At 41.9% G+C, this 25681-nt stretch carries 18 protein-coding genes; 8 read left to right on the top strand and 10 right to left on the bottom strand.

Going from position 1 to position 25681, the window contains the following annotated elements:
- Positions 1 to 10: 10 nt before the first annotated feature.
- A complete protein-coding gene (locus tag AAEY88_RS01975) occupies positions 11 to 871 on the top strand; it encodes a universal stress protein (protein ID WP_350558285.1) in 861 nt (286 codons plus the stop codon).
- Positions 872 to 919: 48 nt separating this feature from the next.
- On the opposite strand, the gene AAEY88_RS01970 is transcribed toward AAEY88_RS01975, so the two are convergent.
- Complete coding sequence (locus tag AAEY88_RS01970; RefSeq protein WP_350558282.1) at positions 920 to 1792, bottom strand: LysR family transcriptional regulator; 873 nt, start codon at positions 1790 to 1792, stop codon at positions 920 to 922.
- Positions 1793 to 2236: 444 nt separating this feature from the next.
- Between AAEY88_RS01970 and AAEY88_RS01965 the strand changes: the two genes are divergently transcribed.
- Positions 2237 to 3367 (top strand): S-(hydroxymethyl)glutathione dehydrogenase/class III alcohol dehydrogenase, encoded by a 1131-nt coding sequence (locus tag AAEY88_RS01965; RefSeq protein WP_350560411.1) that lies wholly within the window; start codon positions 2237 to 2239, stop codon positions 3365 to 3367.
- A 425-nt stretch (positions 3368 to 3792) separates the two neighbouring features.
- Here AAEY88_RS01965 and AAEY88_RS01960 read toward each other — a convergent pair whose 3' ends face one another.
- The 4 genes from AAEY88_RS01960 to pnuC form a co-directional block, all read right to left on the bottom strand.
- On the bottom strand, positions 3793 to 4686 hold the full coding sequence (locus tag AAEY88_RS01960) for a DMT family transporter (RefSeq protein ID WP_350558279.1): 894 nt from the start codon (positions 4684 to 4686) through the stop codon (positions 3793 to 3795).
- Between the two features lie 232 nt (positions 4687 to 4918).
- Complete coding sequence (locus AAEY88_RS01955) at positions 4919 to 5443, bottom strand: TIGR00645 family protein (protein ID WP_350558276.1); 525 nt, start codon at positions 5441 to 5443, stop codon at positions 4919 to 4921.
- A 218-nt stretch (positions 5444 to 5661) separates the two neighbouring features.
- Complete coding sequence (locus AAEY88_RS01950) at positions 5662 to 6249, bottom strand: ATP-binding protein (RefSeq protein WP_350558273.1); 588 nt, start codon at positions 6247 to 6249, stop codon at positions 5662 to 5664.
- The gene (gene pnuC, locus AAEY88_RS01945) at positions 6200 to 6937 is read right to left on the bottom strand and encodes a nicotinamide riboside transporter PnuC (protein ID WP_350558270.1); all 738 of its coding nucleotides are present in this window, start codon (positions 6935 to 6937) and stop codon (positions 6200 to 6202) included. Before pnuC ends, AAEY88_RS01950 begins: the two co-directional genes overlap by 50 nt.
- Positions 6938 to 7204: 267 nt before the next feature.
- Between pnuC and AAEY88_RS01940 the strand changes: the two genes are divergently transcribed.
- The 5 genes from AAEY88_RS01940 (at position 7205) to AAEY88_RS01920 (ending at position 14876) form a co-directional block, all read left to right on the top strand.
- Positions 7205 to 8350, top strand: coding sequence for a beta-ketoacyl-ACP synthase III (locus tag AAEY88_RS01940; protein WP_350558267.1), 1146 nt, complete (start codon positions 7205 to 7207; stop codon positions 8348 to 8350).
- A 232-nt stretch (positions 8351 to 8582) separates the two neighbouring features.
- Complete coding sequence (prfA, locus tag AAEY88_RS01935) at positions 8583 to 9674, top strand: peptide chain release factor 1 (RefSeq protein ID WP_350558264.1); 1092 nt, start codon at positions 8583 to 8585, stop codon at positions 9672 to 9674.
- Between the two features lie 235 nt (positions 9675 to 9909).
- Positions 9910 to 11466 (top strand): lysine--tRNA ligase, encoded by a 1557-nt coding sequence (gene lysS, locus AAEY88_RS01930; RefSeq protein WP_350558261.1) that lies wholly within the window; start codon positions 9910 to 9912, stop codon positions 11464 to 11466.
- A gap of 129 nt (positions 11467 to 11595) precedes the next feature.
- The gene (gene dnaX, locus AAEY88_RS01925; RefSeq protein ID WP_350558258.1) at positions 11596 to 13725 is read left to right on the top strand and encodes a DNA polymerase III subunit gamma/tau; all 2130 of its coding nucleotides are present in this window, start codon (positions 11596 to 11598) and stop codon (positions 13723 to 13725) included.
- 251 nt (positions 13726 to 13976) lie between these two features.
- Positions 13977 to 14876: a LysR family transcriptional regulator gene (locus AAEY88_RS01920; protein WP_350558255.1), complete on the top strand. Its 900-nt coding sequence runs from the start codon at positions 13977 to 13979 to the stop codon at positions 14874 to 14876.
- A 241-nt stretch (positions 14877 to 15117) separates the two neighbouring features.
- Here AAEY88_RS01920 and AAEY88_RS01915 read toward each other — a convergent pair whose 3' ends face one another.
- The 4 genes from AAEY88_RS01915 to purD form a co-directional block, all read right to left on the bottom strand.
- Positions 15118 to 16299, bottom strand: a complete 1182-nt coding sequence (locus tag AAEY88_RS01915) for an aspartate aminotransferase family protein (RefSeq protein WP_350558252.1) — start codon at positions 16297 to 16299, stop codon at positions 15118 to 15120.
- Positions 16300 to 16412: 113 nt separating this feature from the next.
- Complete coding sequence (locus AAEY88_RS01910) at positions 16413 to 16607, bottom strand: DNA gyrase inhibitor YacG (protein ID WP_350558249.1); 195 nt, start codon at positions 16605 to 16607, stop codon at positions 16413 to 16415.
- Positions 16608 to 16951: 344 nt separating this feature from the next.
- Complete coding sequence (locus AAEY88_RS01905) at positions 16952 to 18346, bottom strand: AarF/ABC1/UbiB kinase family protein (RefSeq protein ID WP_350558246.1); 1395 nt, start codon at positions 18344 to 18346, stop codon at positions 16952 to 16954.
- A 273-nt stretch (positions 18347 to 18619) separates the two neighbouring features.
- Positions 18620 to 19996, bottom strand: coding sequence for a phosphoribosylamine--glycine ligase (purD, locus tag AAEY88_RS01900; protein ID WP_350560409.1), 1377 nt, complete (start codon positions 19994 to 19996; stop codon positions 18620 to 18622).
- 601 nt (positions 19997 to 20597) lie between these two features.
- Between purD and AAEY88_RS01895 the strand changes: the two genes are divergently transcribed.
- A complete protein-coding gene (locus AAEY88_RS01895) occupies positions 20598 to 24137 on the top strand; it encodes an NAD-glutamate dehydrogenase domain-containing protein (protein WP_350558243.1) in 3540 nt (1179 codons plus the stop codon).
- 261 nt (positions 24138 to 24398) lie between these two features.
- Here AAEY88_RS01895 and AAEY88_RS01890 read toward each other — a convergent pair whose 3' ends face one another.
- Positions 24399 to 25679: a WG repeat-containing protein gene (locus AAEY88_RS01890; protein WP_350558240.1), complete on the bottom strand. Its 1281-nt coding sequence runs from the start codon at positions 25677 to 25679 to the stop codon at positions 24399 to 24401.
- Positions 25680 to 25681 lie beyond the last annotated feature (2 nt).

Here is a 25681-nt window from a genome sequence, read left to right as displayed (position 1 = left end):
AGGATAAATTATGACCACAGAACAGCATGTTTTAGCTTGTATTGATGGATCGGCAGTCACTGAGTCTGTTTGTAGCTATGCGGCATGGTATGCCAGCCGCTTAGATTTACCGGTGGCGCTATTACATGTCAGTGATATTCCAGCGTCAACAAGGCGCGACTTGTCAGGCGCGATAGGCATCAATAGTCGCCAGTTTCTATTAGAAGAGTTAACCCAGTTGGATGAACAAAGAGCGAAGGTAGTTAACAGTTATAGTAATGCGTTAGTAGAAGATGCAAAAAGTCATATTAATACTGACTTTGATGTAGAAGTCAGCGTCTATCAACGCCGCGGTAAGTTGTTACCCGCTATCGAACACTTCCAAGCAAAAAATCGAGCCATCGTCATGGGACGGCGCGGAGAAGATCATAAAAATAGCCGAATTAATATTGGCAGCCAAATCGAAACGGTGGCACGCGCATCAAACATACCTATCCTGATTTGCTCCGAAAAATTTATAACACCCACTTCGTACATGATCGCATTTGACGCCAGTAAAACAGCTATTAAAGCGATAGAAATGGTTGCTAAGAGCCCGCTATTAAAAGGCATGCAAGGTCATATTTTGATGATAGGCCATCATGATGACTCCTCTACAGAAAGCTTAGCGGTAGCAGTAGAACAATTAACGTCATCGGGCTTTACGGTCGAGGCTCATCACTTACCTGAAGCTGATGCCGTTGATACACTATTAACCTTTCAAGTGAATAACGGCATCGATATCATTGTGGTCGGTGCTTATGGACGTTCTAAATGGCGGCAGTTATTTCTTGGCAGTACCACTACTGAGATTATTGCTAGCACGCTCTCACCCGTTATTTTAGTGCGCTAAATCAGTGTGCTAGGTTAGTACGTTAAAGGGCAACATGCGTGAAAACACTTATGGTTTAGATAAGCGTTGCGTTAGATAATCTACCAACAACCTGATTTTTGGTGATAAATGACGATTTTGGGGATAAACCGCCCATATTTCTTCCTCGGGTTCCCTATAGTTATCTAGTATGCTCACAAGCCCACCGTTTTCTAAGTGTTTTTGTACATAGTAATCAGGCAACTGCACGATACCCAGTCCTTTTAAAGCAGCATCAACTAAGCTATAACCGCTGTTATAATGCACGGTACCAGTCACACGAATATTTCGCTCTTTACCGGTTTCTTTGAAATGCCAGTAGTCCAAGGTGCCAAGCAAGCAGTTATGTTGAGCAAGCTCGGTTAGAGAGTGCGGTATGCCGTATTTTTCAATATAGGATGGCGACGCACAGACAAAATTGGTACGGCTACTGAGCTTTTTGGCCATCATAGTAGAATCGCTTAGCTTACCGATGCGAATCGCTAGATCATAGCCGCCTTCAACCAAGTCGATCTTTTGATTGCTTAAAAAAGCCGTTACCTCAATATCACTGTAGTGCACCATAAAGTCATTTACCAATGGCAGTAATTGCCGTTCTCCATAAGTGACAGGGGCGGTCAACTTGATTATACCTTGCGGCTTTGATTGCAAGTTACTCACCGCTTGTTCAGCTGCATCTAGGCCATCGAGCACAGCTCGGCAGTGCTGATAAAACACCTGACCTTCTTCTGTTAACGATACCTTGCGCGTGGTGCGGTACAGTAATTTTATATTAAGCCGCTGCTCTAAGGCGCTTACCTGCCGACTCACTTGGGCAGTTGAGATGCTTAACTTTTTTGCCGCTTGCGTAAAACTCTCGTATTCTGCAACGTAGACGAACTCGCTAATGCCATCCCACTTCATGATTATTACCACTGTGTAAAAGATAATTTCAAATAGAGTATATTATCATTAGTATAGAAATAATATAAAATAGCAACATAAATTAAAATAGCTTCTAATTTATTAGCGCTGAAGCCTGCTAATATAAAGAAAGCACAATGAGTTGAATGTTTCTTTTATCGAGGGCAGGGGTGCTATAGTCAATGCTAAATAAAAGCGATATGTAGATAAATACGTGCAGCTGGTAAAAATTTTCTAGCGTGCTGTGCGCTTCGCCAGACAGAGGCTGCAAAAATTTCTACCAGCCACACTGTACCTGTTTTAAAGTGTACCGACTATATCCACGTCGCATTAAAAGAAAAGGATAGCTTCACTTAACCGCAAGCACGTATTTTAGAACGATGCCTGTATTTAACAAACTACAATAATTAATTATTAAAAAGAGAGACGACTATGTCAGAGCAAATGTCAGATAAATTTATCAAATCGAGAGCCGCTATTGCTTGGGGGCCCAATCAGCCACTCTCAGTCGAAGAAGTGGACGTTATGCTACCGCGCAAAGGCGAAGTGTTGGTAAAAATAATCGCTAGTGGTGTCTGTCATACCGATGCCTATACCTTATCTGGTGAAGACCCAGAAGGCGTTTTCCCTGCTATTTTAGGTCATGAAGGCGGCGGTATCGTTGAGCAAATTGGCGAAGGTGTGACTAGCGTCCAAGTAGGCGACCATGTCATCCCTTTATACACCGCAGAATGTGGCGTGTGTAAAATGTGTACTTCCGGTAAAACCAATCTGTGTTCAGCCGTACGTGAGACTCAAGGTAAAGGCTTAATGCCAGACGGCACCACTCGTTTTTATAAAGATGGTCAGCCAATTTATCATTATATGGGTTGCTCAACCTTCTCTGAATATACGGTCTTGCCAGAGATTTCTTTGGCCAAAGTGAGCAAAGAAGCACCGTTGGAAAAAGTTTGCCTGCTCGGTTGTGGCGTGACTACTGGTATGGGCGCAGTGATGAATACGGCCAAGGTTGAAGAAGGCTCTACCGTGGCTATTTTTGGTCTTGGCGGTATTGGTTTAGCCGCCGTTATCGGTGCAAAAATGGCAAAAGCCAGCCGTATTATCGGCATTGATATTAACGAAGATAAGTTTGAGTTGGCCAAAAAGTTAGGCGCGACCGATTGTATCAATTCTAAAGATTATGACAAACCAATTCAGGATGTCATTGTCGAGATGACTGATGGCGGCGTTGACTATTCGTTTGAATGTATCGGTAACGTCGATGTCATGCGCTCAGCGCTTGAGTGCTGCCATAAAGGCTGGGGCGAGTCGGTTATCATCGGGGTTGCTGGCGCGGGTAAAGAGATTTCAACCCGTCCATTCCAACTAGTAACCGGTCGAGTCTGGCGGGGTTCGGCATTTGGTGGTGTAAAAGGCCGTACAGAATTGCCAGGTTATGTCGAACGCTATCTAGAAGGTGAGATTCCATTAAACGATTTTATTACTCATACTATGCCACTTGAAGATATCAACGAAGCGTTTGACCTTATGCATAAAGGCGAGAGTATTCGCTCAGTTATTCATTTTAATGCGTAAGCTGTCGCCATTTATTTAAAGTAGTTAGATCATAAAAATGCTGTCCCATTAATAATTTAAGGGGCAGCATTTTTGGTTTAGGAAATCTGTTTGAAGATTTTAATAGAAAATTTAAGTGTCATGAAAACTATGACCACGGCTGCTATTTTATCGCGAGTTTTATCAAAAATTATGCGCTTTCGTGCCAGCTATTTAAGTGATAAATCGGAATTGAGGAAGAGGTTTAAAACATCAAAACGCTGATACCAGTTTAGCTTTATTAGTCCAGTATGTAGCGTAATACTCCAATAAACTTGGATACTTCATAACAAAAAATAGCCTAAGTAGAAACGACCAATCATTTTAAATATTTTATAGTTCATTAACTCTCTCATTTCTATGCACGCTAAAATGGCGAAGCTTTTTATTAAAAGCATTATTATTTTTTAACTGTGCTGTTTAAGCACTTTCTTATTTAAAATAAACACCAGTACTGCACCTAAAATAACAGCGCTTGCCACTATAAATCGCATCGTTAATTGCTCAGATAAAAATAATACGCCAGCGATAGCGGCAAGTACAGGTACGCAAAATTGTACCACTGCGGCTTGGGTACTTTTTAACAGTGGCATTGCCATATACCAAATGCTGTAACCAATACCGGATGTAATGGCGCCCGAGATACAAGCCAATAATATTCCTTCAATACTGATATCTTTTATGTTACTCAACCCTATTAATAACAATAGAGGAACAGCGATTAGGCTTCTGATAAAGTTAAAGCCCGTAGCTCGAAGCGGCGATACACATGCTTTGCCACGTATGCTATATATTCCCCACGCCACACCACTTATGGCCATAATCGCAGCGCCAAATAGGGAGGGGACAGCCGCTGAAGGTAGCATTAAATAAATAAAACCTGCGACTGCCACTATAAAAGCCGCCCATTGCAAGCGACTTAACTGCTCTTTTTTATAAATACCCCAACCTATCATGGTCAGTTGCACCGCTGAGAATAAAATAAGCGCGCCAGTACCAGTATCTAGCACAACATAAGCAACTGAAAAACAAAGGGCATAAACCAACAAACTAACACTACTTAGCCAGCTGCCTTTGTCTTTTAAGATTGCATGATTAATTTCCTGATTAAGAACGCCCTTACTTTTTAAATTATGAGTATAAACCGTCATAATAATTCCAAGACAGACCGCACCACTCAACAGGCGAATAATCGTAAAATTCCATGCATCTATATAACCTTCTGCTAAAGCCATTCTGCAAAAGAGAGAGTTTGCGGCAAAAGCAATTAACGCAATAATCGTGTACAACGTGGCTTTCAAAAATAGTTCCTAATAATTTTCAATGATTCTGTGGGGTGGGTTAGCGATAGCATAATCAAGCTCAGTTACCTTTACTCAAGATATAAAATAGCCTAAGTAAATAACACCATCTCGTAAAAGATGTTTAAGGTCGCCAGACTATGTCTATAGTGTAGCAGGGCTTTAAAATTCTAATATTGCCAATCAAAAATCACTTTTGAATGATTTTAACGACTCTACTAATTAGTCGACACTAGTGCTTTTTAGTGTCCCCAACGACCTTGTCCATAATAGCAAATAATAGGCCAGACACCACGAAGGTCATATGAATAATCACTTTCCACATCAGTTTATCGCCATCGGCAGCAGTCATCTCATTAGAGATATCCATAAACGACTTTAAAAGATCAATTGCAGAAATGGCGACAATGGCACCAATAACTTTCAGTTTAAGACCAGAAAAATCAATCTTTCCCATCCAGTCAGGGCGATCATCATGATCACCGATATCAATTTTGGAGACGAAAATTTCGTAACCGCTGAATATAATGATTAATAATAAACTAGCAACCAACGAAATATCGACCAGCACCAGTATGTTTACAATGACATCTGCTGTAGAAGCACTAAAAATATTAGCGAACATATAGCCTAGTTTTTGGACAAATTTGACAAACAATAAAATGATACCTAAAACCAAACCTAAATAAAAAGGAGTTAGTATCCAGCGGCTTCTAAAAATGGTCTTTTCTAAGGAGTGTTCAACTTTTTTTAGCATGGATATCTCTTGAATTTTTTAGAGGCATAAGTAATAGCTTATGATGTGTGCTGTCGACGTAGGTATATGATCTATTAAAGCTATTTTTGAGGATAAGTAACCGTTTAAACTTTTCAAATGAAACTCATTGTTTGAAAACTTGATTGTTATTAAGCAACGACGTGTAAAATCCGAATAGTTATATTCATTATCATAAAGATGATTAGGAACGCTAAATCTTACTTATTAATTTTATTAAGTGACTCGACCACCTGCAAAACTCTATCATCTCTATTTCCACCGACATAACGAAACTGTTTGTCATGACGGGTTAGCTCATTTGCAAAGCGTGCGCTTATCTCTTCACGTTCATGCGGACTATCACGTAAGTCATCAGCGACCCACGGGATATCGACTTCGGTAAGCAAAATCAAATCATAATGATGTGCTAATGCGGCCTGCGTAATGGCATCAGGACAATCGCCATAATACCAATTGGCATAAACCATCAGCTCAAACAGACTGGTATCACAAAACAGATAGCTGCCTGTCTGCTCAGCTTGTAGTGCTAGCTTATGTTCCAGTTCTATTTGACCTTGAGCAATAGGAAGTAGGTCATCCCAGGTGCAAGTTTTTCGCTCAATATTCCATTTATTTTGTAGATAGGTGCGCATATGTTCTGGCACCCAAAGGCTACCGAAATGCGTGGCCAAATCGCGACATAAGGTGGTTTTTCCGGTGCTTTCTGCGCCCAAGATTGCAACGTTAATGACTGATTTAGGCGTATGCTGCGTTAAATTGAAGGCGGTAGCGTCGTTGCCATTCATAATATGCCCAGATTGCAATAAGAGTGAATACCACATATTGGAGTGCGGTGAAGGTGAGACCTTTATAAAAGTATAGCGGCACTGAGATGGTATCGGCCACAATCCATAGTAGCCAATGCTCAATTTTGCGGCTTGCCATTAACCACATTGCCATCAAAAATAACGCGGTGGTCAGCATATCGGTATAATCGATCCACGTAAACAAATGTAAACCCAATACCGCACCATCAAAGCTAAAGCCATTATTAATAACAGGCCGGAAGTAGTATACCAACGCCACGAATGCGACTGTAGCAGTGGCTAGAACGGCCATTATCGGTATATCACTTGATTGAATATGTTCAATTTGGACATCGTTTTGAGACTGCTGGTCTCGCTGTTGGCGGTTCTGACTTACTTTAACTTTCTGATTTGTACTTGCTCTACTTTTTGACCAATTAATCCAGCCGTACAGACTCATGGCAGTATAATAAGCATTGATAAACATATCGCCAAACAGTTGCCACTTCCATAGCAAATAAACAAAAATAGCGGTACTGACTATTCCGATAGGAAAAACCAAAATATTAGTTTTGCGGGCAAGGAGCACACTGGCAACGCCAAACACAACGCCAATCAATTCAAGGGTAATAAACAGTGTCGGGTAGTCGGCATATTGTCCGAATAACCAATCAAAAAGTCCTGCCATGGGGTCTCCTAGTTATTGCGCCTAATCACGTTGAACGATTTTAATGAGAGTGATTATATCGTAGGTGCGCGTCAATTGAGCCTACCTTTGCTAGTTATCGACTCGAAATTGATTATTTGTAACAAAGTATTAGAAAAATAATAATATTCAGGCATAATAAAGCACTGATTTTAAGTTTACAGATATTCACTGAAAGTAGATGTATGCTACTTTCTCAAATTTTATGCTTATCGTTAAGCGCAACAGTAGTAGACAAGGAAGCTTATCATGACGACTTGTATCACCGGCACCGGCCTGTACATTCCCCCTTATAGCATCAGTAACGAAGAGCTGGTGGCGTCATTTAACCAGTATGTTGATAATTATAATGAAAAACACGCTGACGACATAGCAAGCGATACCATACCTGCACTTCAGCATTCATCCGCTGAGTTTATTGAAAAAGTATCCGGTATTAAGTCACGTTATGTGATGGAAAAAGACGGTATCTTAGACCCTGAAATTATGGCTCCAGTCATTGCTTATCGTAACTTGGGTGAAGAGTTGTCTGTGATGGCAGAGATGGGTGCAGCGGCACTCAGAGATGCGCTAGCAGATGCCGGACTAGAAGCTAATGATTTGGATGGCATTATCCTTGCCTGTTCAAACTTCCAGCGTACTTATCCTGCGGTTGCTATTGAAATCCAAAATGAAATCGGTATGGTCGGCGGCTTTGCTTATGACATGAATGTGGCTTGTAGTGCCGCGACCTTTGGTCTATCCCAAGCACACGGTTCTATCGTATCGGGTCTGGCCAAACGTATCGCCGTCGTTAACGTTGAGATTACTTCAGCGCATCTCAACTGGCGCAACCGTGACAGCCACTTTATCTTTGGTGATGTGGCAACCGCCTGTATCGTAGAAGACTTAGATACGCCTAAAGGTTATGAGATTTTAAACTGTAAGCTATTTACTGAGTTTTCGACCAATATCAAAAACGAATATGGCTTTATGGATCGTTCAGAATTCTTAGCGGCCAAAACACAGATGTATCCGGATATTAAAGAGCCTGTGACAGATAAGCTGTTCTCACAAAATGGTCGTAAAGTGTTCCGTGAAGTTTGTCCGAAAGTCTCACAAGTTATTACTGAGCACTTACAGGAAAATGATATACCAACTTCTGACGTTAAGATGATGTGGCTACACCAGGCCAATGCTAATATGCTGGACTTAATCTTACGTACAGTCATTGGTAAAGATGCAGATAAAGCTATTGCACCAAGCGTTATTGCTGAGTTTGCCAATACCAGCTCATCAAGCCCGATGGTAGTCTTTCATCGCTATAAAGATGCCCTAAAATCAGGTGATTTAGGTGTGATTTGCTCATTTGGTGCCGGTTATTCTATTGGTTCAGTGTTGGTACGTAAAGTTTAATAATCATTATATCTTTAAGTACTCAACTTACTGGCACTATTAAAACCCAATCGTCCTATCAAAATAGCCAAGAGCAATCTTGGCTATTTTTTATGGCTTAGCTTTTTATTATTAAGTAAATTTAGTGGTGTTTGACGATATAAGCGCTAAGTTTACGCAGCGGTTTTAATTTAGCCGCAAAAATTTGCTATAATCGCCTTCTTATTTCCCTTATTTATATAAAAGCCCTTTTATGAAAGAATCCTTGCGCTTACGTTTAGACCAGATGGTAGACCGTTATGAAGAGGTCACCGCTTTATTGTCCGATCCTGGTGTCATCAGCGATAATAATAAATTCCGTGAGCTGTCTGTTGAGCACAGCGATTTAATGGATATTACCACTTTGTGGCTGACCTATGGGCGTGCAGAAAGGGATCAAGCCGATGCCGAAGATATGCTGGCTGAGTCTGTCGATCCTGAGATGAAAGAGATGATGCAAGATGAGATTGATAGCGCCCGTGATACCATAGTAGAGATGGAAGAGGCGCTTAACGTTATGATGTTGCCGAAAGACCCGAACGATAAAGTGCCGGCGTTTCTGGAGATTCGTGCGGGTACGGGCGGTGATGAAGCGGCAATTTTTTCAGGCGATCTATTTCGAATGTACCAAAAGTACGCCCAGACTCAAGGGTGGACAGTGGAAGTACTGTCAGCCAGTGAGGGTGAGCATGGCGGTTATAAAGAGATTATTACCCGTGTGTCTGGTAACAGCGTTTATGGGCGCTTAAAGTTTGAATCTGGGGTACATCGTGTTCAGCGTGTGCCTGAGACTGAAAGCCAAGGCCGCGTGCATACTTCAGCCTGTACTGTGGCAGTCATGCCGGAAGTTGAGATTGACGATACGGTAGATCTAAATCCTGCAGACATTCGTTTTGATACCTTTCGCTCAAGTGGCGCGGGCGGTCAGCACGTTAACACCACCGATTCTGCCGTACGCTTGACTCACATTCCAACAGGTACCGTGGTAGAGTGTCAACAGGAGCGCAGTCAGCATAAAAACCGTGCGCAAGCGATGAAAATGCTGATCTCAAGAATCCAGCAAGCCAAAGTGCAAAAACAAATCGATGCGGCTGATACCATACGCCGTGATTTGGTCGGTAGTGGTGACCGTAGTGAGCGTATTCGCACCTATAACTTTCCCCAAGGGCGCATGACTGATCACCGCATCAATCTGACGCTATATAAGCTTGATGCCATTTTGGAAGGCGATATGGATGAATTGCTTGATTCGCTATTGCGCGAGCACCAAGCGGACTTGATGGCCAGTATCGGCGGTGGCGATTAATTGTTTTTAATATAAGTATTTTTTAATATTAATAATTATCAACAGTTACTCTCACTCGAAAAGGTTGTAAAGACAACTTGATGACGATAAACGCGCGACTTTGAGCGTTTGTGAATAACGAAGTCGATTGTTGTTTACCTAATTATCGTTAGATTAGTATGGCATTTTTTCTGATCAACTATATGCGTTTCAAATAAAATTTTTATAATAACTAACCCAATAGCTAGGATATTTTATGAGCAATGATGAAGCTGGGAATAACCCAACTGCAGAGCAACCTATTGAAGACATTAACGATTTGATCGGTCAGCGTCAATCAAAGCTCGATGCTATCGCTGCGACCGGTAACAATCCTTATCCCAATACTTTTCGCCGCGCTAATCTTGCCGATGATTTGCAAACTCAGTTTGCTGATACCGATAAGCCAACATTGGCTGAACAGGTAGAGAATGGCGATGAGAGCGTACAGGTAACCGTCGCTGGGCGTTTGATGCTTAAGCGCGTAATGGGTAAGGCTAGCTTTTTTACTATTGCTGACATGTCCGGACGTATCCAGATCTATTGTAATAAAAAAGGCGTGGGCGAAGAGGTTTATGCTGATTTTAAAACTTGGGATATTGGTGATGTGGTTGGTATCACGGGGGTTTTGTTTCGTACCAATACTGGCGAGCTAACAGTACAAGCGGATAAGATTGAGTTGTTGACTAAATCACTGCGTCCATTGCCAGACAAATTCCATGGCTTGACCGATACCGAAAGCCGTTATCGCAATCGTCATCTTGATTTAATGACCAATGAATCCACTCGCAATACCTTTATTATTCGTAGCCAAGTGGTCAGTGGTATTCGTCAGTTTATGTTGAACGAACGCTTCATGGAAGTAGAAACGCCGATGATGCATCCTATCCCAGGCGGAGCAGTGGCACGTCCTTTTGCAACGCATCATAATGCCCTAGATATGCCATTATATTTGCGTATCGCGCCTGAGTTGTATTTAAAGCGCCTAGTGATTGGCGGTTTTGAAAAAGTATTTGAGATTAACCGTAGCTTTCGTAATGAAGGAGTGTCAACCCGCCATAACCCTGAATTTACGATGATCGAATTTTATCAAGCGTATGCTGATTATCATGATTTAATGGATTTAACTGAGCGCTTATTTAATAAGCTGGCGACGGATATTTTGGGTAGCACTGAGCTGACGTATCAAGAAGAAACCATCAGTTTAAAAGCCCCCTTTGCACGCATTTCAATGTCTGAGGCTATTGCGCAATACGCTGAAGGCTTTGATATGGAACGTATTGATGACCGCGACTACTTAGCAGACTATGTATCGACCACGCTTAAGCAACAAGTAAAAGACGTCTTCGGTGCCGGTAAACTAAAAACCATCGTCTTTGAAGAAACCGCTGAACACCAACTGCGTCAACCAACATTCATTACTGAATATCCTGCTGAGACCTCACCGCTAGCACGCCGTAATGACGACAATCCTGAGATTACTGATCGCTTTGAATTGTTCATTGGTGGTCGTGAATTGGCCAATGGTTTTAGTGAGCTAAATGATCCCGCTGATCAAGCGGAGCGTTTCCGCGGACAAGTTGCCGAAAAAGATGCTGGTGATGATGAAGCCATGCATTTCGATGAAGACTATATTGAAGCCTTGTCTTATGGCTTGCCACCAACTGCTGGCGAGGGTATTGGTATTGACCGTTTAGTAATGCTATTTACGGATTCAGCCAGTATTCGCGATGTGATTTTATTCCCGCAGATGCGCCGTAAGACTGACCAATAGTTAATCAGTTCCGTTAACTAAGCGTACATCAAATCATTGTTAACTCAGTAAGAAGCCAGACGAATGCGCTGGCTTTTTGCTATAATAAGCACTCTAATAATTTAAAATAACTTGGCATAATGGATAGATATGACGCAACAATATCAAGTCTTAGCCCGTAAATATCGACCCAAAAACTTCCATGAGTTGATTGGGCAAACCCATGTCTCGCAAGCGTTGATTAATGCGATTGATTATAATCGTCTGCATCATGCGTATCTATTTACTGGCACACGCGGCGTTGGTAAGACTACTATTGCGCGTATTCTATCTAAGTGTCTGAACTGTGATACCGGCGTAACCAGTACCCCGTGTGGTGTGTGTGATAACTGCGTGGCGATTGATCAGGGGCGCTTTATCGATCTTATTGAGATCGATGCCGCCTCACGTACTAAGGTTGAGGATACCCGCGAGCTACTCGATAATGTGCCTTATGCGCCAAGCCAAGGGCGCTATAAAGTCTACCTTATCGATGAAGTACATATGCTGTCGACCCACAGCTTTAATGCGTTACTTAAGACATTAGAAGAACCCCCTGAGCATGTGAAGTTTTTGCTAGCCACCACTGATCCTCAAAAGCTGCCAATTACCATTATTTCACGTTGTTTGCAGTTTGTACTGCGTCCCTTACCGCAAACTTTGCTCAGTGATCATTTAGCAAATGTCTTAACCCAAGAGCACGTTACTTATACCCAGCCAGCACTTTGGCAGCTGGCGAGTGCTGCTAAAGGCTCGGTACGTGATGCGCTATCATTGACCGATCAGGCGATCGCCTTTGGTCAAGGCGCGCTCGATGATGTGACCGTTAATGAGATGCTCGGTTTGATTGATGCGGCCGATTTGGTACGTTTGATCACTGATATTTATAACCATGATAAGTCGGCAGTAGCAGCTCACATTGAGCAGATGCGCGCGCAAATGGTCGATGCGTCCAGTATGTTTGATGGACTCGCTGAACTACTCCATCAATTAGCGTTAACTCAGCTGTTACCTGAAGTAGCGCTTAATGTAAATAAGGCACAAACGCAGGCTATTACTGATTTGGCACAGCATATCAGCCCTGATGTCTTACAGTTGTATTATGAAATTGTAGTTCAAGCTCGTGAAGGTATTAGGCTTGCCAGTACCCCGATGCAAGCGCTGGAGATGTGTATTTTGCGTCTATTGGCCTTTCGACCCTTGCCTGTTGATGAGATGCTGACTACTACTACGACAGCTACACCTAATAATGTTTTAAGTACTCCAACTCTCGCTGGCCATGTGGCAACGTCAACGCCTGAAGCGCAAATTTATAACGTTGCGACGCAAGATAGCAAGAGCCCTGAACCCAGTGTTGAACCTGAATCAGTCGTTGAACCTGAACCCAGTGTTGAACCTGAATCAGTCGTTGAACCTGAACCCAGTGTTGAACCTGAATCAAGTGTTGAACCTGAACCAGTCGTTGAGCCTGAATCAAGTATTGAGCCTGAATCAAGTATTGAGCCTGAACCAATCGTTGAGCCTGAACCAGTCGTTGAGCCTGAACCAGTCGTTGAGCCTGAACCCAGTGTTGAACCTGAATCAAGTGTTGAACCTGAATCAAGTGTTGAACCTGAATCAAGTGTTGAACCTGAACCAGTCGTTGAGCCTGAATCAAGTATTGAGCCTGAACCAATCGTTGAGCCTGAACCAGTCGTTGAGCCTGAACCCAGTGTTGAACCTGAATCAGTCGTTGAACCTGAACCAATTGTTGAACCTGAACCAGTCGTTGAACCTGAACCTCAGCTAATATCAGCAACTGATGATCCCCGTATTTTACTGCGTTGTCAGCCTCAAGATTTAATTGACGAATGGACAGCAGACAAGTGGGACTACTGGCTACAGACTGCTCGTGACGCGGGTAGCCTTGCTTCAGATGAGTTGGCACTTGCCCGTCAAGGTATGATGACTGGTATGTGTAACGGTGAGTCGCTATTTATTACTAGTGTTGATAGTAAACATCTACAGGCCACCTTTAAACAGCTGGCAGAAAAATTACAGCAGCAATTTTCTGAGGCTAACATTGGCTTACAAATTGATAGTAATGTCACTCAATCTGAGGACAAAACACCTGAGCGCCGTCAACAGCAGAGGTTGGCACAAGCTACTGACGTTGCAGAATCCCTTCTACTGGAGTCGCCAGTAATGCAATATCTTGCAAATCGTGGCGAAGGCAAGATGGGTAGGGTCAAACTGATCTAATAAAATCATTAACGTTAACCTTTATTAAACAATCAATAAAAATAATTTTACTATTATTAACTAAAATTATTTGAAATGAACGCTAGAGTTTATTAATCAAGTACCATAGATAAAACCTAGTACATTGATATTTCTATGTTTTATGTATTATCGACCGTATTAATGAACCATACATTCTATGAAAAAATAATAAAAATCAGCTATACTAGTTAAGTTATATTAAAAATTGCAAATCTTGTTTAGGTGAGAATATGTTAGATAATTTACGCGGTATGGCTGTGTTCGCCAGTGTGGTCGGACACGGTTCTTTTAGTGGGTCAGCTCGCCAGCTTGGTATCACAACCAGTGCGGTCAGCCAACAGATTCGATCGTTAGAAAATGAGCTGGGCGTGGTATTATTACATCGCTCAACCCGTAAGCTGAGCTTAACAGAAGCCGGTGAGAGTTTTTATGAAGCGGCAAAAGACGTGGTTAGTGCTGCTGAGCAAGGTAGAATTAAAGTAAATCAACTGCGTGATGAGCTAGCAGGTAGTTTGCGCATTGCCACCACTCCTGAGCTTGGCGTTAATCGTATTTTACCGGCGCTATCCACGTGGATGGCAGCACACGATGATTTGAGCATTACTTATTTTGCAGATAATCGCTACATTGATATGATTGATGAGCGTATTGATATTGCTATTCGTATGAGTCCTAGTATTAATGATTCAACTCTAAGCAGTCATCCGCTGACGGATGTTCGCCAGTTACTACTAGCGTCACCGCATTATTTGCGTCAACATAAAAAAATTGAGAGTCCCAAAGATTTAGCAGATCATCAATTGATTTGCATTGATATCATGAAAGACTGTAACCAACTCGAATTTACCAAAATAGAGACAAATAAAAAGACTCGTCTTAAAATGACCTCACGTATTCATACTAATAATGTCTTTATGGCCACTACTTTAGCCAAAGAAGGTCATGGATTGGTTAGGATGATGGAGATGGATGTTAAGAAAGAGCTGGAAAGTGGTGAATTAGTTGAAGTCTTGACTGGTTATCAGTTGCCAAGCTTTGTTCTTTATGCGGTCACCTTAAATCGTGAGCAACAACCCGCAAAAATTACTCGCTGCTTAGAAGTACTAAAAAAATATTTCCATGCAAGTTAAAGGCTAGGGCGTATTTGCTATTGGGGTTGTCGCTACAACTGAGTAAAGAACACTCGACTCCATTGCTCGTAAGCCCCAAAGTCCCTCGTTTGTCTTCACTCAATCATAGTAATATTTATATAGTCTCTATATCTTAAAATAGGGAATAAAAAAGCCTCTAGATGAATTGTCATCTAGAGGCTTTTTCAAGGTTGCTTCTTAATAACAGCAACATTTTAATGAATACTGTCAGAAATACAGTTTAAAGTAATGGTTTTAACAAGTTACGCAAACGCTCGACCACTTGCTCACTCTCATTTCGACTTATATTTAGTGGCGGTAGGAGACGAATAACATGGCCGCCGGTCACATTAATAATTAGCTTTTGCTCATCACGGGCACGATCTACCAGTTGGCTACAGTCCATAGTTTCTGGCAATACAATACCAATCATCGTTCCAGCGCCGCGACTACTGATGCCATGTTGCTGAAGCTCGTTGGTCATGGTTTCGCGGATAAATTGTCCTTCACGTACCGCATTGTCCATGATATCAGTATTGATCAATACGTCATAAACGCTATGAACCACGCGACTTGCAAGCGGCGTACCGCCATAGGTAGAACCATGACTGCCAGCGCCAAATAGACCATTTGCGCGTCCTCGTACCATACAGGCACCGACTGGAAAACCGTTACCAAGGCCTTTTGCTGTGGTCAATACATCGGGACGCGCATTACTATGTTGATAAGCAAAATATTTACCGGTTCGGCCATTACCAGTCTGTACTTCATCAATCATAAATAGCCAATTATGGACATCACATTCAGCCTGCAATTGCTCTAAATAGGCAAAACCATTGGCGGCAGTATTGAGACCACCTTCCCCTTGAATGGGCTCTACGAATAGGGAGCAAATATCATCATGTTCCTTGGCTGCTTGCTTGATCGCCTCAATATCGCCAAAAGGGACGCGAATGAAATCGTCATCTAAAGTAAAAAAGCCTTCGCGCGCTTTAGGATTGGCAGTTGCTGATAGCGATAGTAAGGTACGACCATGGAATGACTGTTCCATAACTATGACTTTTGGACGTTTAAACCCTTGCTGGTAGGCATAAAGACGTGCCATTTTTAGTGCAGCTTCGTTGGCTTCAGCGCCGCTATTGGCAAAGAACACACTATCCATTTGCGCAGCAGTGCATAGGGTTTCGCCAGCACGCTCTTGCCAATCAATACCGAATAAATTACTAGTATGTACTAAAATTCCTGCCTGTTGCTGTATCGCCTCCGTAACCTGTGGATGGCAATGCCCGAGACCGCATACAGCGATGCCAGTGAGTGCATCTAGATACGGTGTATCGTCTTGAGTATAGAGCCAGCTACCCGAACCGCGGGTAAAGCTGATCGGCTGACGATTGTAAGTGGGCATCAGATAAGTAGCTGACATGCAGGCATCCTTGGAATATTAAAATGTTAAATCCTACAATAGGAATTCGTAGCGTTATAGGCAATACAATTGCTTTTTAGCTGAGGCAATAAAAGACATATCGTCAAGAAAAATCATAGTTCATCAGAAAATGGCGACGCCTCAGAGGGTAGGGTATATTCTTCACTTGCCCAAGCGCCTAAATCAATAAGCTTGCAGCGCTCACCACAGAAAGGTTTGGATTTGTTATCTTGCCATGCGGTTTGGGTGCCGCAGCTTGGACAAGGATAGGTTTTGGGTAGGGTATTGGCGTTTGATGATGTGATCATAAAAGTGAGAATATCCCCATAGTTATTAAAGAAAAAATTATCAGCGAATAAGAGGCGTTATAATAGCACGCAGTTAAAAAAAGACAAACAGCGGCAAAATACAACTATAAAACAGTGCAGATAAGATAAGCACTGAGTTTGTTATTAATAACATTTCTTGGTCACCTATGTAATGCTTAAACTAATAATACAACATAATTAGGCTTGAGAGGTACTAAACTAGATTTGATACATGAGGGCATTAACCTTTACATAAACCTTACAATAAATAGCCTAAGCAAACAAAAAATGATTAAAAAAAACTGCCACTAAAGGGCAGTCCAAAATTTTGTTAATTTAAAACACTATAAGTAGGGCTTAACCAAATTATCAGAGCTCGTATGAGCACCTATAACTGTCAGAAATGTATAGGCACCTATAAATTTACGACTTATAAACATGAACTCTTTTGGTGGCAAATTAAACTCAAACGATTGCATAGCTCGCTTAGCAGTGGCGGAGAGTCGTGAATGTAATTTGCTATTGACCCAGACGTAACGTTGTTGCTCATCTAGGCAATTGGTAGGAATACTGGGGTTGGTCTCAGGATTACTAAAGGGTTCAGTAGCAAGTAAAAATAATGACGCAACGTCAGATCGAACTTTATCACTCATACTGTTGAAAAAATCATAACCAGTCATCGAAGTCATCATTGCTTGATGGTCATGATAGTAACCTGCACGCAAGAGCCCACGGGCAATCGTCAATAAGGTATCATCAAACTGCCTAATAGCACCAAAATCTAGTAATATTAGTTTATCTATCTCGTTATCATTGTCAGTAGTGCGCACTAGATAGTTACCAAAGTTTGGGTCGGTTTGCATCTCGCCCCATACAAAAATTTCTTGCATCATTATTTCAATAGCCGCTTGTCCAATTGCATTGCGACGCTCAGGAGACAATAGTCGCAGTGCATCAGAGTTTACTGTAACCCCAGGCTCGTAACTCATACACAGCAAACGCTTGCTCGAATAGATGGGGTTGATTTTAGGAACAACGTAACGTGGGTCATCAAGCAAACGCTCATAAAAACGCTCTGTCGTTGCTGCCTCAACATCGTAATCGACTTCGTTATGAAGTAGGTCGCGTATCTCCTCAAACCACGTATCAAGTGAACGTGTTTGCGGTACGACGTTGCTTACTCTTAACAAACGTTTAAACAGTGCTAAATCAGAATCAATGGCATCTGCTACACCTGGATATTGAATCTTTAAAACGACTTGTTCGCCAGTAGCGAGTATGGTTGCGCGGTGCACTTGGGCGAGGGACGCGGTACCAATAGGAGTATGATTAATCTCAAGCTCATGTAATTTGTCCCCCAATGTAAACTGTAATGTCTGTTCAATTTTTGGCCATGTTAAGGTAGCGGTATCGTCATTTAGAGTTTGAAGAGCTCGCGTGATTTCAGGTGGCAGTACATGCTCGCCATACATCGCTAACATTTGACCAATCTTGACCACGGAACCTTTTAATTTCCCCAGCTCTTCTGCAACATAATTTGCCTGTGCTTCCATAAACGCCTGATTGCGTTTTGAGCGTGCTTTTTTGTCTAAAAACATACCAGAAACACTATTACCTGCCCAGCGACGACCAATATTCAAAGACGTTTTAGCAATCGATAGTCGACGCTCAAACCCTGAGGTTTTCAGGTTATCGATAGACTGCTTCTTATTAGAAGGTTTAGACGTATCATGTTCCATAAATATAATCATTCATCAGGTTGGTAATGATTTGCGGGTCTAAGACCAACAATGCAAGGTAGATATGACGCTGATATACAAAAGTGTATCATACAAAGTGATGCTGGTTCATAAGCTATAGATGACTGGTCACAATTGCTTTGTAAGCTTAAGTATTATAAACAACACTACGATAAATAGTAAGGTATCAAAAAATACGACCTAGCGTATTACTAGGTCGAATAATTGAATATTGGGAACTATTATACATTTTATCAGCAAGCTGATTATCTATTAACTAGGATCACGCGCGATCGCATGATGACCAATATCACGACGATATTGCGCACCCTCAAAGCTAATGGCACCTGTTACCGTTAATGCGGCTTGCTGTGCGTCTAAAATAGTATCTGCTAGGGCGGTCACACATACAACACGTCCCCCATTAGTAATGATTTCTTTAACATTATCACTAATGGCATCGGCATTAAGGTTATCTGTACCCTTACCATGAGCAAAAGTCGTACCAGCATGAAAAACCTTTACTGCTTCAGAGCTATGGTTATCATTAGTATTGCTACTTTGCTTATCAAGTGCTGGTAACCCACTAATAACATCGCCTTTAGAAGATGTTTCAGGATAGCCTTTTGAAGCGATCACAATACCAAGTGCAGGGCGAGCATCCCAATTTGCTTGAATAGGTAACTGACCTGCCAGCCCTTTATTTACTAAATCTACCATTGAGGACTGCAGGCGCATTAAGATAGGTTGCGTCTCTGGATCACCAAAACGGCAGTTAAACTCAATCACAAAGGGATTTCCTGATTCATCGATCATCAAGCCAGCATATAAAAACCCGGTGTACGGATGACCGGCAGCTTTCATAGCATCAACAACGGGTTGGATTACCTGTGCCATTACTTTGTCATGAATTTTTGGAGTGACCACTGGCGCAGGAGAATAGGCACCCATACCACCGGTATTGGGTCCAGTATCACCCTCAAAAGCGCGTTTGTGGTCTTGGCTAGTGGCCATTGGTAAAATGTTCTCGCCATCAATCATACAAATAAAGCTGGCTTCTTCACCGCGCAAAAACTGCTCAATGACCACGCGACTACCTGCATCGCCAAACTTATTATCGGCCAGCATATCATCAATAGCAACATATGCTTGCTCAACAGTTTCGGCAACAATAACTCCTTTACCAGCAGCTAGGCCATCGGCTTTGATAACAATAGGTGCCCCTTGCTCACTAATGTACGCTTTGGCGCTAGCAGCATCGGTAAAACCTTGATACGCGGCAGTTGGAATATTGTTCTCTGCCATAAACTCTTTGGCAAAGGTTTTTGAGCCTTCTAACTGTGCACAATAAGCGGTCGGGCCCCATGCTCGAACACCAGCGTCACGACAAGCATCAATAATACCCGTAACTAGTGGTGCTTCAGGACCGACAATAACCATATCAATCGCATTATTTTGGCAAAATTTGATGACTGGACTGTGATCAGAATCGCTAGTAGCAGTCTCTAAAATAACGTTTTGGCATTTAGGCTCAAGGGCAGTACCTGCATTGCCAGGAGCGATATAAACTTGTTGCACGTTATCATCTTTAGCACACTGCCACGCCAATGCGTGTTCGCGACCACCTGAACCAATCACTAAAATATTCATCATACATCTTGCCCTTAGCGTTACGAGTTAATAGCTATCTAATAGCGAATGAGTTAATAACGAGTCTGTATCGTACCGTTAAATATCTTGCCGTATTCTAGCAAAAAAGTCGCCCTGATTACCATGAGTATCCACTTGCCAGTACGCAATGGCAACAGGGTTAAAACAGTTCACAGAATAATACCTGGTATAAAGGACTATACAACGGTCTATACAGTAGATGATTGGCATTATTAAGATTAAAAATAGAAAATTGTTTAATAATAAAACAATGTAAATATAATTACCACCCAGCAATAGCGTAGACTAGGTGTTGATAGATAATTATTAATATTAGCAATCTCATTAATAAAGGTTATTAAAGCAGTTCTTATACATGAAATGATGTTGTACGCTTTAGTTAGGCGGGTATGTGGGTTACAATTTAACCCGTTAATGTGAGCGTTAGAGAATATATAAAAAACGGTCTAACCAAGGTCTAAATAAGTACATTCTGCATTACGCTGGCGTTAATAAATAATATCAACAATAATTGCAAAAAAATCTCATCCTAATACTGTGATTGACACTAAAAAATAAACTGATAAAAAGGACAGCTGCTATGCCCAACTCTCTTACTATTACAGAAGAGCGCATTGCCCAAATAAGCGACATCGCCACTAGTTATGTGCAAAAGGATAAGTCGTTGCTTGATTATTTTATGCACAGTTATTATCATTCGCTACATCATGAAACTGCAGATACGATAAGCGATGCTGATTTGGCAGGCATGGCATTGCATCATTTTACTTTACTTAAAGCCTATGATGGCAGTAAGCCGCAGCTGGCTATTTTAAATCCTATTGCTGAAGAACAGCATTTTCATAGCTCTCATACCGTTATTCAAATGGTGGCTTATGATCGCCCGTTTTTGGTAGATACGCTATTAATGACCCTTGAGCTACAAGGTATCGATGTACATCGCACTTATAACACTATTATTAGTGTTCAACGTGACGACGAGGGTAATATCACCCAAATGGACAGTGCGCAAGAAACTGGCACCGCCCATATGTCACTGATCCATTGTGAGATTGCTTATCAAGACCACGACGAATTAGCGGTGCTACAGCAAATACTATTAGACAAAATCGACACCTTGGATACGGTAGTCGGTGATTGGGAACAAATGCAGGTGCGCCTGACTGATATTAAAGCAGAGCTGTCACAAAAACCACTGCCAGAAGTATTTTATTCTAAAAAGGAAATTCAAGCTTTCTTAGATTGGATATCTGATGAACATTTTATTTTCTTAGGGTTCCGTGAATACCGTTTAGAAGGCAACAATATAGAAGATGATAAAGAAAAAGGAGCTGATTTAAACCTATTTGCCATTGGTAATAGTGGACTTGGCTTACTGCGCGGTGCTACTGAGGATACTCTATCAAAGAGTTTTGATGAGTTGCCTGTTAATCTTAAAAAACTATTAACCGAGCCTCGGGTATTGGTACTGTCTAAATCAAGCCGTGTATCACCCATCCATCGTCCAGTATATATGGATTTTTTAGGTATTCATAAGTTTGATGATAAAGGTAAGCTGGTTGGGGAATATCGTTTTATTGGACTGTTGACTTCGCAAGCCTATCAGCTGAGTGTGCAGCAAATCCCACTATTACGCGAAAAGGCCAATAAAATCATGACGATGGCAGATCTGCCACGCAATGGTCATGCCTATCATAAGATGATGCACGTGATTAATACTTTGCCACGTGATGACTTATTTCAGGCTAGTGTCGAAGAGCTATATCCTATCGTCTCTGGTATTACCCAGCTACAAGACAAAAAGAGCCTACGACTATTCACCCGCATCGATCATTATCAGCGCTTTGTTTCCTGCTTGATCTATATCCCACGTGATAAATTCAATACCGAACTGCGCATTAAAGTACAAAACGTGCTAAAAGAGGCTTATGGTGGCACCTCATCTGGTTTTACTACTGAGTTTAATGAGTCGGACCATGCACGTGTTCATGTCCATGTGCGTACCGTACCAGGTCAAGTCAATACTGTAGACACCAGTGATCTTGAGTCCGAGCTGTCAGCGCTAATGCAGTCATGGAATGATCATTATCAAAAAATGTTGCTCGATAACGTTGGTGAACAGCAAGCCAATGCCTTAATTCGTCGATTCTTACATTATATTCCTGCGGCTTACCAAGAGCGATTTGATGCTAGAACTGCTGTTGAAGACACCAAACGCTTGGCAGACTTAACCGACGAGCAGCCAATGCTATGGCATTTATACCAGTCAACAGGCGATGCTGGTAATCAGCTGCATCTAAAACTATATGGTCGTCAGCAGCCAGTAATATTGTCCAAAGTATTACCCGTACTTGAAAACTTTGGCGTATCGGTGATCTCAGCGCAAACCTATGAGTTTGACCTACCCGAACAGCCTATTTGGATGCAAGAATATGAGCTGACCTTGGAGCATGTTGATACCGTCGATATGCAAGTGGTACGGGTTCAGTTTGAAGATAGCCTCAAGCAAATTTGGGCCGGACAGGTTGAGAGCGATAGCTTTAATGAGCTCATTTTGACAACCAAGCTTGATACTTATGAAGTGGTAGTATTGCGTGCATTATCTAATTATATGCGCCAAGCACGAGCCCCATTCTCAAGTAGTTATATTCAGCAAACGGTGGTCAAAAATAGTTCCATTAGTGTGGCATTGGCCGATCTGTTCGATGCGCGTATGAATCCAAAACATAGCGATGATGATCGCCTTAATAAAACCACCAAAATTCAAGAGCAAATCACTACAGCGCTGACAGCTGTCGATAGTTTAGATGAAGATCGTATCTTACGCTGGTACTTAGATTTGATCAACGCTATGGTGCGGACGAACTTTTATCAAACCGATAATGAGGGTCAACGTAAAGACCGTCTATCCTTTAAGTTCCTGGCAGGTGATATTCCAAACTTGCCCAAACCAAAACTAATGTTTGAAATATTTGTTTATTCGCCTCGTGTTGAAGCGGTACATATGCGAGGTGGTAAAGCTGCTCGTGGTGGCCTGCGTTGGTCAGATCGTATGGAAGATTTTCGTACCGAAGTATTGGGTCTGGTCAAAGCGCAAATGGTTAAAAATGCGGTCATTGTTCCGGTTGGCTCTAAAGGCGGCTTCATTGTTAAGACCAAAACCATGGCCGATGGCCGTGAAGCATTTCAAGCTGAAGGTATTGCCTGTTATCAAACCTTCCTGCGCGGCATGTTAGACGTCACCGATAACATTGTCGATGGCAAAATTGTCCCGCCAGCCAATGAAATCATTAGTACCTATCTGACCAATAGTGTGGTCAACCGATTGGGTATTGAGGCACTGTTCCGCTTGTATGAAGAAACGGATCAGTCGCTGGCGACTATTATTCGCGCCTATGCTATTACCCGTGAGGTTTTTGAGGTATCAGCAGTATGGAAATTGCTTGAATCACTTGATAATAAAGTCGATGCTAAGCGTTTGCTACAGCTTGAGCTGCGTTTACGGGATGCGCTTGAACGCGGTGTGGTTTGGTTTATCAATGCCTTTGGCCCAAACATACAAGTAGCCGATATGATCAGCCGCTTTGGCAGTAGTGTTGAGCAATTGACAAAAAATGGCGGCTTTATTGAGCAGCAGTTCGCTGAGCACTTACAAGAGGACACTGCAAGCTTAACGCAAGATGGTTTATCTGATAATGATGCCACCCTGTTTGCGATGCTGCCTTATCATGTTGATGCTCTTGATGCCGCGCTACTCGCTGAGCAGTATGAGCGTCCTGTTGATGAAATTGCAGCACTATACTTTGAGGCCTATCAAGTCTTGCAGCTGGATTGGATGATGGATAATATCGCCACCTTACCGCAGCAAGACTATTGGGATCGCCGTGCTCGTCATGCACTAGCTAATGAGATAACCCGTAGTCTGCGCTTACTGATGGATGCGGTATTGTCAAAAGCAGATACTAAGCAAGCGTTTAATGATTGGAAATCTCGTAATGAAGCGCCGCTTGAGTCAGTCACTTCTGAGATGCAAAAGCTTGATAATAATGATGACAGAGTCATTAGTCTGTCGACGCTGTCGGTACTGATGAGTGAATTGAGTGGTTTGGTTACTAAATAAGCTCTTAAATAACAGTCAACTTATTCATTAAATACTTATAATCAAAAAAACCACCTTTAATAGTTTAAAGGTGGTTTTTTATTGTCTGCTCATTATAAGCCTGCTTAAAATTTTATAGAACGGATACAGATGTGATTTGGTAAAGACAAACGAGCGACTTTGAGAGCGTGCGAGCAACGGAGTCGAGTGTTCTATATTAAATCAATATGAAGCTTGTATATCAGCCTTAGCTTGGATTAGATATGATATGAAAAATATGGTTTAATCTAATATGGTTAATGTCTCTAAACGCACCATTTTACCTTGTTTTTCTACCCATACTTTATTGCCTTCATCACGATAACTATCAAACTGTGGCTTTAATACAATGTTACCCTGATTATCAATAAAGCCAAACTTGCTTGCCTGCTGATAGGCATACAGCTGATGATATAGCAGCTTTATAATAGGCGCTGTAGAGGAAAGGCGCAGCTTACCTTGAGCATCAACAATTTGTGCGCTAATAATATCGTCTTGAATATCCTGAGTCATTCCGATCGCAGTACTACTGTCGATTAAGGTACTGCGCAGAAATAGCGGCGTTGCACTCTCATTATCAAAAGCTGCATTATTATTGAAAAGCTCAATATTCTGATTGGAGGCGAAAGGAATGATAATGTTATTGTATGGGTCAATTAGAGCCGTTTGCTGTTGTTTTGCCGTTGTAATAATGGCCTGTAAATATAAAGGTTTACCCGTACAAGGATTTAATGGATAGAGCGCGTCATACTGCTGTGGAATAACCCAAGCGCCTTGATCATCGAGCAAACCAATCTTGTTTATTGCTGATTTAGCTTCGGTCTTGCTAGCATCTTCAGACAAAGATTCAATCAAAAAATAGTCACGGTCAGCATCACTATCATAATGCGCGTGACTGATAGAAGCAGATACAAGGTTAAATGGCGCATCAGCTGCTTTTATAAGTTGCTGTGTTGGTTTAGCATTGCTGTAGTCGCCATAGCCATTATCGATTCTGAGTTTCTTGAGTTGTTTCTGCTGTTGCTTATTATTTTGAGGTTGAGTGGGATAAATCCAATAACCATTGCGGTCTATAATACCCTGTTTGGTTACGCCATCTGGCGTATCAATACTGACGATAAAGCTGGTTCCAATATCAGGCTCGGTCGAAATATTATCGTAAGCGAACGGTACGATTATCTCGCCAGTTGCGGTGGCAATCCCATACTTCTTTCCATTTGCGCCAAGCCGCTGCGCCCATAAATATTTGTCCATCAATATATAGCCGTCAGTCAATCCCTCTACAATAACGTTGCCACTTAAGTCTTCTAGCTGCTGCGTACGATCTTCTAGATCGACCAGCTTGCCAGCAAACTCTCTATTGTCGTCGATACGATCAAAATAACTACTGGGTAAATAACCGGCGCAGCTGATGGTTGCCTGAGCTATTCCAGTCGTGATAACCAAGGTTCCAACTAAAACAATGGGTAGGGCAATAGCTGTTTTTGCGTTACCCACACTATGTATAAATCTGATTAGCATCATAA

Source organism: Psychrobacter sp. CAL346-MNA-CIBAN-0220, from assembly GCF_040309805.1.
Lineage (GTDB): Bacteria > Pseudomonadota > Gammaproteobacteria > Pseudomonadales > Moraxellaceae > Psychrobacter.
Note: the sequence above shows the minus strand (reverse complement) of the source record. Positions and strands in the feature narration are given on the sequence as shown.

What these genes read in the sequence shown, in the direction of transcription:
- AAEY88_RS01975 (WP_350558285.1), top strand. Translation starts at nt 11, where the DNA reads ATGACCACAGAACAGCATGTTTTAGCTTGTATTGATGGATCGGCAGTC.
- AAEY88_RS01915 (WP_350558252.1), bottom strand. Translation starts at nt 16,299, where the DNA reads ATGTCAGCTACTTATCTGATGCCCACTTACAATCGTCAGCCGATCAGC.
- AAEY88_RS01965 (WP_350560411.1), top strand. Translation starts at nt 2,237, where the DNA reads ATGTCAGATAAATTTATCAAATCGAGAGCCGCTATTGCTTGGGGGCCC.
- AAEY88_RS01890 (WP_350558240.1), bottom strand. Translation starts at nt 25,679, where the DNA reads ATGATGCTAATCAGATTTATACATAGTGTGGGTAACGCAAAAACAGCT.
- AAEY88_RS01905 (WP_350558246.1), bottom strand. Translation starts at nt 18,346, where the DNA reads ATGGAACATGATACGTCTAAACCTTCTAATAAGAAGCAGTCTATCGAT.
- AAEY88_RS01895 (WP_350558243.1), top strand. Translation starts at nt 20,598, where the DNA reads ATGCCCAACTCTCTTACTATTACAGAAGAGCGCATTGCCCAAATAAGC.
- pnuC (WP_350558270.1), bottom strand. Translation starts at nt 6,937, where the DNA reads ATGGCAGGACTTTTTGATTGGTTATTCGGACAATATGCCGACTACCCG.
- AAEY88_RS01920 (WP_350558255.1), top strand. Translation starts at nt 13,977, where the DNA reads ATGTTAGATAATTTACGCGGTATGGCTGTGTTCGCCAGTGTGGTCGGA.
- prfA (WP_350558264.1), top strand. Translation starts at nt 8,583, where the DNA reads ATGAAAGAATCCTTGCGCTTACGTTTAGACCAGATGGTAGACCGTTAT.
- AAEY88_RS01970 (WP_350558282.1), bottom strand. Translation starts at nt 1,792, where the DNA reads ATGAAGTGGGATGGCATTAGCGAGTTCGTCTACGTTGCAGAATACGAG.
- purD (WP_350560409.1), bottom strand. Translation starts at nt 19,996, where the DNA reads ATGAATATTTTAGTGATTGGTTCAGGTGGTCGCGAACACGCATTGGCG.
- AAEY88_RS01950 (WP_350558273.1), bottom strand. Translation starts at nt 6,249, where the DNA reads ATGAATGGCAACGACGCTACCGCCTTCAATTTAACGCAGCATACGCCT.
- AAEY88_RS01955 (WP_350558276.1), bottom strand. Translation starts at nt 5,443, where the DNA reads ATGCTAAAAAAAGTTGAACACTCCTTAGAAAAGACCATTTTTAGAAGC.
- AAEY88_RS01940 (WP_350558267.1), top strand. Translation starts at nt 7,205, where the DNA reads ATGACGACTTGTATCACCGGCACCGGCCTGTACATTCCCCCTTATAGC.
- dnaX (WP_350558258.1), top strand. Translation starts at nt 11,596, where the DNA reads ATGACGCAACAATATCAAGTCTTAGCCCGTAAATATCGACCCAAAAAC.
- lysS (WP_350558261.1), top strand. Translation starts at nt 9,910, where the DNA reads ATGAGCAATGATGAAGCTGGGAATAACCCAACTGCAGAGCAACCTATT.
- AAEY88_RS01910 (WP_350558249.1), bottom strand. Translation starts at nt 16,607, where the DNA reads ATGATCACATCATCAAACGCCAATACCCTACCCAAAACCTATCCTTGT.